This is a genomic window from Phormidium sp. CCY1219 (assembly GCF_035615515.1).
GTDB lineage: Bacteria > Cyanobacteriota > Cyanobacteriia > Cyanobacteriales > Laspinemataceae > CCY1219.
The window spans coordinates 1-8,533 of record NZ_JAJENT010000497.1; the positions used below are offsets into that span (position 1 = coordinate 1).

The following is an 8,533-nucleotide window of genomic DNA, read 5'->3' on the forward strand; positions in this document are numbered from 1 at the left end:
CTCAATATAGTTTTGACGGCGGCTAAAGCCGCACGTTCGTTTTTCCTCCCCCGACTAAAGCACGGGGGTTTCCAAACGTATCGGAGGTTATCATCATGAGTAAGGGGACACTTTTCGACAAAGTTTGGGATTTACATGCAGTGGGCAGCTTGCCTTCCGGACAAACCCAGCTTTTTATCGGGTTGCACCTTATCCACGAAGTCACTAGCCCCCAGGCATTCGCCATGTTGCGAGAACGGGGACTGAAGGTGCTGTTTCCGGAACGCACGGTAGCAACCGTAGACCATATCGTACCCACGGAGGACCAAGCCCGTCCCTTTGCCGATTCCCTGGCGGAAGAAATGATCGTCGCCCTAGAGCGAAACTGCAAAGACAATAACATTCGCTTTTATCAAGTCGGATCCGGGCGTCAGGGAATCGTCCACGTGATTGCCCCAGAACAGGGACTCACGCAACCGGGCATGACCATCGCCTGTGGAGACTCCCACACCTCCACTCATGGCGCATTTGGCGCGATCGCCTTTGGCATCGGAACCAGTCAAGTGCGCGATGTCCTCGCCTCCCAAACCCTCGCCCTCGACAAACTGAAAGTCCGCAAAATCGAAGTCAACGGCACCCTGCGCCCCGGGGTTTACGCCAAAGACGTTATCCTGCACATTATCCGCAAATTAGGCGTCAAAGGTGGGGTGGGATATGCCTACGAATATGCAGGCACCACCTTTGAAAACATGTCAATGGAAGAGCGGATGACGGTTTGCAATATGTCCATCGAAGGAGGGGCGCGTTGTGGTTACGTCAACCCCGATGAGGTAACATTTGAATACCTCAAAGGCAGAGACTTCGCCCCCAAAGGCGAAGACTGGGATAACGCCGTTCGATGGTGGCAAAATATCCGCAGCGATGCTGATGCCAAATATGACGATGTAGTGGTCTTCAATGCAGAAGAAATCCCCCCCACCGTCACTTGGGGAATTACCCCAGGTCAGGGCATTGGTGTGGATGAATTAATCCCAACGCCGGACATCTTAACCGAAAGCGATCGCGCGATCGCCCAAGAAGCCTATCGCTACATGAAACTCAATCCCGGCAATCCCATCAAAGGCACAAAAGTCGATGTTTGCTTCATCGGTAGCTGCACCAACGGACGATTGAGCGACCTGCGCGAAGCGGCCAAATTCGCCCGAGGCCGTCGCGTTTCTCAAGGCATAAAAGCCTTTATCGTCCCCGGTTCGGAAGACGTCAAAAAACAAGCCGAAGCTGAAGGATTAGACAAAATCTTTACCGAGGCGGGATTTGAATGGCGAGAGTCCGGATGTTCCATGTGTTTGGCCATGAATCCCGACAAATTACAAGGCGACCAAATCAGCGCCTCTTCTTCCAATCGCAACTTTAAAGGTCGTCAGGGTTCCTCAGAAGGTCGCACCTTATTAATGAGTCCGGCAATGGTGGTGGCGGCGGCAATTAATGGTACCGTCTCTGACGTGCGCGAACTGATATAACTGTCGGTGCAACATCATAAATTGCACCCGAAATTCCGGTGGGCAATGCCCACCTCATTTGCTTCTTAATTGCGATTCGCTAACTTAGCCGGCCTAGGCGGGCTTAAGTCGTTTACCTCCACCCTGACCCAGGGGCTTTTTCAGACCAATCTATCACCATAAGGAGTCATTCCATGAGCAGTAAAGTCCAACAAATTACCGGACCAGGAATTCCCTTAGTTGGCAACGATATCGATACCGATCGCATCATTCCCGCCCGCTTTTTGCGCTGCGTCACCTTTGATGGATTAGGCGAACAAGTCTTTAAAGACGATCGCGCCCAAGAAAACGGCGAACATTCTTTCGATAAACCGCAATATCAAGGCGCAAAACTGTTAGTCGTCAACGCAAATTTTGGCTGCGGATCCAGTCGCGAACATGCCCCGCAAGCCATCGCCCGCTGGGGCATTCAAGGCATTATCGGCGAAAGTTTTGCCGAAATTTTCTTTGGCAATTGTTTGGCGATGGGGGTTCCCTGCGTCACCGCCGATGCGGAAAGCATCCAAAAATTGCAAACCGCGATCGCCGCCCATCCGCAAACCGAAATCACCCTAGATTTAGTCGCCCTCAAAGTCCATTTTGGCCAAGAATTTACCCGGTCCGTGCATCTCCCCCCAGGGCCGCAGAAAGTCCTCAACGCCGGCACCTGGGACACCTGCGGGCAACTGGTTTCCCAAACCGACGCCATCCGCGAAACCGCCACTCGCTTGCCTTATTTAGCCTGGAGTTAAAATAGAAGATTAGGGGATATCGCCGGGGGTTTAAACCCGCCGGCCCCCCTCGCTTTCATTAACTCACCCAACGCTGAAAACACCATCGACTGATGCTGAATATTCCCGAAGTTCTCGCTCAAGAATTATCCCTGAATTTGTGGCAGGTGCAAAGTGCCCTGTCCCTGTTAGAAGAAGGAGCAACCATTCCTTTTATCGCCCGGTATCGCAAAGAACGAACCGGCACTTTAGATGAAACCCAGTTGCGCCACATTTCCGAACGATTTAACTATCTTACCGAACTGGAAAACCGCAAGCAAACGATTTTAGAGGCGATCGCGCAAACCGGAAAACTCACCGACGAACTAAAGGTTAAAATCGAATCCTGCCTGCAAAAAAACGAGCTTGAAGACCTCTATCTTCCCTTCCGACCCAAACGCCGCACCCGCGCCAGTATCGCGCGCGAAAAAGGCTTAGAACCCCTGGCAGAATTCATTAAAACCCTCAACATCAACAAAGCCTCAGCCTCCCTCGAAGCCGAAGCGCAAGCCTATATTTCTACAGAAAACAAAATCGAATCCGCCGCCGACGCCCTGCAAGGGGCTGCTGATATCTTAGCAGAAGAAGTGGCCGAACGCGCCGAATCCCGGGCGTATTTGCGGGATTATTTCTTGCGCGAAGCAGTCTTCACCTCTGGCATCAAAGCTGAAGACTATCCCGAAGGAACCACCAAGTTTGAAATGTATCGCAATTACACCGCCAAGGTGAAAGACATCGCGCCGCATAACCTGCTGGCATTGTTGCGCGGGGAAAGTGAAGGCATCGTGACGGTGAATTTGGAATTTAACGAAGCCGAGGTTTTGGCGTATCTCGAATCCAAAGAAATCCGCACCAAAGTGCCGGAAATTCGCAACTTTTATCGGGCGCTGGTGAAAGATGGGTTTCATCGGTTGATGAAAAATTCTTTAATTTCCGAGGTGCGATCGCTGAAAAAACAAGATGCGGATTTGGAGTCGGTAAAAACCTTTGAGGCTAACCTGCGCGAATTGTTACTATCTCCCCCAGCGGGAATGAAACCCACTATCGGCATCGATCCGGGATTTAGAACCGGTTGCAAAGTCGCAGTTCTCGATGAAACCGGGAAATTTTTAGAATATCAAACCATTTTTCCCCATCAAAGTCAAAAGCAGCGCCAAGATGCGGCGAAAACGATTAAAACCCTGATTGAAAAATACCACATCGAATCGATCGCGATCGGGAATGGCACGGCGGGACGCGAAACCGATGCCTTTATCGCTGAAGTGCTCAAAACCTGCGATCGCAAACCCACCAAAGTCATGGTCAACGAGTCCGGTGCTTCCATTTATTCCGCCAGCGATGTGGCACGTGAAGAGTTCCCCGAGTTGGATTTAACCGTGCGCGGTGCGATTAGTATCGGGCGGCGATTGCAAGACCCCCTGGCGGAATTGGTGAAAATCGACCCGAAATCGATTGGCGTGGGACAATATCAACACGATGTTGACCAAAAATTGCTCAAGAAAAAATTAGCCGAAACCGTAGAAAGTTGTGTCAACTATGTGGGCGTAGACTTGAATACCGCCTCGAAAGAATTGCTCACCGTAGTGTCGGGATTGACGCCCACTGTGGCCAAAAATATCATCCAATATCGCAACGATAATGGCGCGTTCAAAAATCGCCGTCAGTTGCTAAAGGTGGGCAAGTTAGGGCCGAAAACCTTCGAGCAAGCCGCAGGGTTTTTGCGAATTCGCGGCGGCGATAATCCCTTGGACAATACGGCGGTTCACCCGGAAAGTTATTATGTGGTCGAAGCGATCGCCTCGGATTTAAGCATTCCCTTAGACAACATCTCGAAAGCATCGCAGAAGTTCCAGTCCGTAAAACTTGATAAATACGTCACCGACTTGGTAGGAATTCCCACCCTGCGCGATATTATCGCCGAGTTGGAAAAACCGGGACGCGACCCACGCGCCGAGTTTAAATATGCCACCTTTAAAGAAGGCGTAAACGAGATTTCCGACCTGTCAGAAGGGATGGAATTAGAAGGGGTGGTGACTAATGTGGCAAACTTTGGCGCGTTTGTAGATATCGGCGTGCATCAAGATGGGTTGGTGCATATTTCCCAACTCGCCGATCGCTTTGTGGAAGATCCTAAAGAAATTGTCAAGGTAGGACAAGTGGTGAAGGTGCGTGTGTTATCCGTGGATGAAAAGTTAAAGCGGATTGGTTTGTCCATGCGATCGCTTCAGAAATCGCGACAACCCCGACGCTAAAATCGGCGGGGTTTGGGTGGGATTTCTGAAGCGCGATCGCCACCGGAAACGATTCCCCACCCAACCGCGCCGAGTGGTATGCTCGGCGTTGCCCATCATACTCAAGTAACTCGTGGCTTATAATAAAACAGCAACGCGCGTCAACTATTCCGGCAACTGCCAGAACGATTCGTCGCCCTCGAATGCAATTTTTATAAAATCAGTGAAATCAGCGCGTTGAAAGTCGCAAAATCCAGTCCACTATGAGTCAACAAAACAACCTAAAATTAACTCAAGATAAACTGCCGAAATGTGCGAGTGGAATCCAAGGTTTGGACGAAATCACGGGGGGTGGTTTGCCAAAGGGGCGTCCCACATTGGTATGCGGTTATGCCGGGTGTGGGAAAACCCTGCTGGCCATGCAATTTCTCGTCAATGGCGTGGTGAACTACGATGAACCCGGGGTTTTTGTCTCGTTTGAAGAATCGGCGGCAGAACTATGTCAAAATGTGGCGTCGTTGGGGTGGGATTTACCCGCGCTGATAGAGCAAGGAAAATTTGCCATCGACTACATTCATCTCGATCGCAGCGAAATCCAAGAAACGGGCGAATACAATCTAGAAGGGTTATTCATGCGACTGGCGATCGCCATCGATAAAGTGAAGGCAAAGCGCGTGGTTTTGGATACCTTAGAAGTGCTGTTTGGCGGCTTGGAAAATGGCGCGATCGTGCGATCGGAAATGCGGCGGTTATTTCGCTGGTTGAAAGAGCGCGGCGTCAGCGCGATCGTCACGGCGGAAAGCACAGACAACTCCCTGACGCGCCAAGGATTAGAAGAATTCGTGTCTGATTGCGTGATTCGCTTGGAACAGCATGTCAGCGATCGCATCGCCACCCGCACCTTACAAATTATCAAATATCGCGGATCGAAACATGGCACAAACCAGTATCCGTTTTTGATCCAACACCACGGCATTTCTGTGGTTCCGATCACTTCCCTCGCCTTAGACCATCAGGTGTCTAACGAACGCATTTCTACCGGCATTCCTCGCCTCGATACCATGCTTGGCGGAAAGGGATACTATCGCGGTAGCAGCATTTTAATTACCGGCACTGCCGGCACCGGAAAAAGCTCGATCGCCGCCCATTTTGCCCATGCCACCTGTCAGCGTGGGGAAAAATGTCTTTACATTGCTTTCGAGGAATCCGCTAATCAAATTATCCGCAATATGCGATCGGTTGGTCTGGAGTTGGAAGGTTGCGTCACGGAAAATCGGCTCAAATTTCAAGCGGCGCGTCCCACTCTTTATGGGTTAGAAATGCACTTGGTCAATTTATATGGATTAGTCCGCGATTTTCATCCCAGCGTGGTGATTATCGATCCGATTTCTAACCTCGAATCGGTGGGAAACGCTTTTGAGGTCAAGTCATTTCTGATGCGTTTGATTGATTTCCTCAAAACGCAATGCATTACCACTTTAGTAACCAGTCTGACCCAAGGCGGCGAACCCCTCGAACATACCGATGCTGGGGTTTCTTCGTTAATGGATACTTGGTTGGTGCTGCGCGATGTGGAAATCCACGGCGAACGCAATCGCTTGCTTTATGCTATTAAGTCTCGCGGAATGCAACACTCGAACCAAGTGCGCGAGTTCCGCTTGAGCGATCGCGGGTTGGAATTAGTTGATGTGTATCTCGGTGCGAAAGGCATACTCACGGGCACAGCGCGATCGCAGCAAGAATTTGAGGAAAAAACTCAAGCCTGGATGCGCCAACAAGAACTACAGAAGAAACAACGGGACATCGAACGCAAACGCGCCCTGATGGATGCCCAAATTAAAGCCTTACAAGTGGACTTTGAGTCGGAACAAGAAGAGTTTGAACGGCTTTTGGAAGGGGAACAAATCAAAGAAAAAATTCGCCTGGACAACGAACAACAAATTGCCGAAAGTCGTTATGCCGATCCGGATCGGGAGGATTCGGGTGAATCTTCCTAAGATTTGGTAAGATGAAAGGGACAGCGCGATCGCGGAAACTCCAATCCCACGAAACTCTACTGTTTCTCGAACCTTCCGGGTGAGACAACATTCACAACCCTTTCCCCTCGCGGAAATTCCCGCTCTTTCCGATGTGCCCATCCCCCACACCGAACTCATTTCCCGCTTCCGATGCTCTTCCCCCACCCCACATACTACCGTTGCAGGGCAATGCGTAACTCGCCAACATGGCGGAGATAATCAAAACTCGCTGGATTTATTATTAAGTCGCTTTTTAATAACAGGAGAAACATGAAAAATCCCCCGAATAATAACGAATCAAAAGACGTTTTTGAAGAATTTTTTGAGCGTCGCCAACAGGAAAAATACGTTTTGCGCTTATATATTGCCGGCGAAACGCCCCATTCAATCCGTGCCTTTAAAAAAATTAAGGAAATCTGCGAAACCTACCTGAAAGGACGTTACGAACTGGAAGTTATTGATATTTACGAAAACCCGGAATTGATGGAAGAAGAACAGGTGGTTGCCATTCCCACCTTAATCAAGAAACTCCCACCGCCTTTACAGAAGTTTATCGGCGATATGGCAAATACTGAAAAAATTCTGATCGGGTTGGATCTGCTTCCTTATTAAATCCCAATCTCAGATTTTCCGTCCTCTCCTTATCGCCCTTCGGGAGGGGAGAAAAACTAAACATTGAAAACGTCAAATTTACCCATTAATTTTCAATTTTCAATTTCTCATTAAAAATTGCTCAATTCTGAATTCTCAATTCTTTCCCTGACATGACCCCGAAGGGGAGCACAACTAAGAATTGAGAACGTCCAAACAATTTCCTTCTTAATTCTTAATTTTTAATTCTTGCTCTCCCCCTCGGAGACAACCAGAGAAAAATTGAGGGGCAATTCCTTAACTCTTAGGGTGGTTTTCGGGACGAGTACAAGCGTTAAGGAATGCAACACTTGTCCTGGCGCGATCTCCCCTACCGACTGCCGCCGTTGCCACCCAACATTCGTATTCCTTCCACAGCTTGGCGGTACGGTTCCACCTTTTCCGAATAATCGATCGGCAGAACCGCCACCACATTTTCGTGAGGACGCGGGATAATCACCCAGGATTCCAGAGTGGCCCCATAGGTCGCTTCTGCCGCCGCCACCCCCGCATCCATTGCGGTTTTCACTTCCGAGACATCCCCGCGAATCATCACCGTAAAGCGCGCACTCCCCACCCGGATATAGCCCACCAGGGTCACGCGCCCTGCTTTCACCATCGCGTCTGCTGCTGCTAGAATCCCCGGAAAACCTCTAGTTTCAATTGCTCCAACCGCTTGTGGTGTTGGCATCGTCTATCTCCTAAATTAACAAAAACTGTAACAATTCCCTGGCCTTATTGTACCCATTTCCTCGCCGATCGGAAGGGAAATTTTCGCGTAGGTTGACCGTTCGAACCGACTGTCTGTAGGAGGTGCTTTCTCATCGCCACTGTTCCACCGCTTCGGTGTACTCGAAGGGCAGCACATCCACCACATTTTCTGGCGGATTGGGTACGATATAGTGAGTCACCAGCTTTCCGCCGTAGACCTTCTCCGCCGCTTCGATGCCCGCCTCCATTGCGGGTTTCACCTCGGAAATCGGTCCGCGAATCGCCACGACAAACTCGCCTTTTTCCGCAATGTCGTAATACACCAAGGTAACTCGACCCCCTTTTACCATCGCGTCGGCGGCGGCAAGTATTGACGGAAAACCTATTGTTTGAATCAGTCCAACGGCAGCAGGCATTCGCGCTCTCCTCAATCAATGGAAGGTTTACTCTAATTCTAAGCCTTTTTTACCACATTTTTAAGCCCCGGAGGTTGCTGGCGCGCCAGTGTGGCCGATGTTATAGCAGTTCTCATATGGGTGAGGTAACGATTTTTTTACCTCGGAGGTGCATTTCAAGGTTGGGACTATTCGGCTGCGGATCGCATCAAGCAACAGACCTGCTATATTTCACCACCACCACGCGATCGGTGGAAAAAA

General features: G+C 50.0%; 7 protein-coding genes. 5 read left to right on the forward strand and 2 right to left on the reverse strand.

The features are described from left to right. Positions 1-95 precede the first annotated feature (95 nt). The 5 genes from leuC to kaiB all read left to right on the forward strand — a co-directional run bounded on the left by leuC (position 96) and on the right by kaiB (position 7,148). Positions 96-1,499 carry a 3-isopropylmalate dehydratase large subunit gene (gene leuC, locus LKK83_RS12890; RefSeq protein WP_324631556.1) on the forward strand — a complete coding sequence of 468 codons (1,404 nt, stop codon included), beginning with the start codon at positions 96-98 and terminating at the stop codon, positions 1,497-1,499. Between the two features lie 173 nt (positions 1,500-1,672). Next, positions 1,673-2,269: a 3-isopropylmalate dehydratase small subunit gene (gene leuD, locus LKK83_RS12895; protein ID WP_324631558.1), complete on the forward strand. Its 597-nt coding sequence runs from the start codon at positions 1,673-1,675 to the stop codon at positions 2,267-2,269. 92 nt (positions 2,270-2,361) lie between these two features. After that, positions 2,362-4,539: a Tex family protein gene (locus LKK83_RS12900; RefSeq protein ID WP_324631559.1), complete on the forward strand. Its 2,178-nt coding sequence runs from the start codon at positions 2,362-2,364 to the stop codon at positions 4,537-4,539. Positions 4,540-4,781: 242 nt separating this feature from the next. Then, positions 4,782-6,515 (forward strand): circadian clock protein KaiC, encoded by a 1,734-nt coding sequence (gene kaiC / locus LKK83_RS12905; protein ID WP_324631560.1) that lies wholly within the window; start codon positions 4,782-4,784, stop codon positions 6,513-6,515. 291 nt (positions 6,516-6,806) lie between these two features. After that, positions 6,807-7,148: a circadian clock protein KaiB gene (gene kaiB, locus LKK83_RS12910; protein WP_324631561.1), complete on the forward strand. Its 342-nt coding sequence runs from the start codon at positions 6,807-6,809 to the stop codon at positions 7,146-7,148. A 349-nt stretch (positions 7,149-7,497) separates the two neighbouring features. Here kaiB and LKK83_RS12915 read toward each other — a convergent pair whose 3' ends face one another. Next, entirely contained in the window at positions 7,498-7,857 is a 360-nt protein-coding gene (locus tag LKK83_RS12915; protein ID WP_324631562.1) for a carbon dioxide-concentrating mechanism protein CcmK, read from the reverse strand. Positions 7,858-7,987: 130 nt separating this feature from the next. Then, on the reverse strand, positions 7,988-8,293 hold the full coding sequence (locus tag LKK83_RS12920; protein WP_324631564.1) for a carbon dioxide-concentrating mechanism protein CcmK: 306 nt from the start codon (positions 8,291-8,293) through the stop codon (positions 7,988-7,990). Between the last annotated feature and the right edge of the window lie 240 nt (positions 8,294-8,533).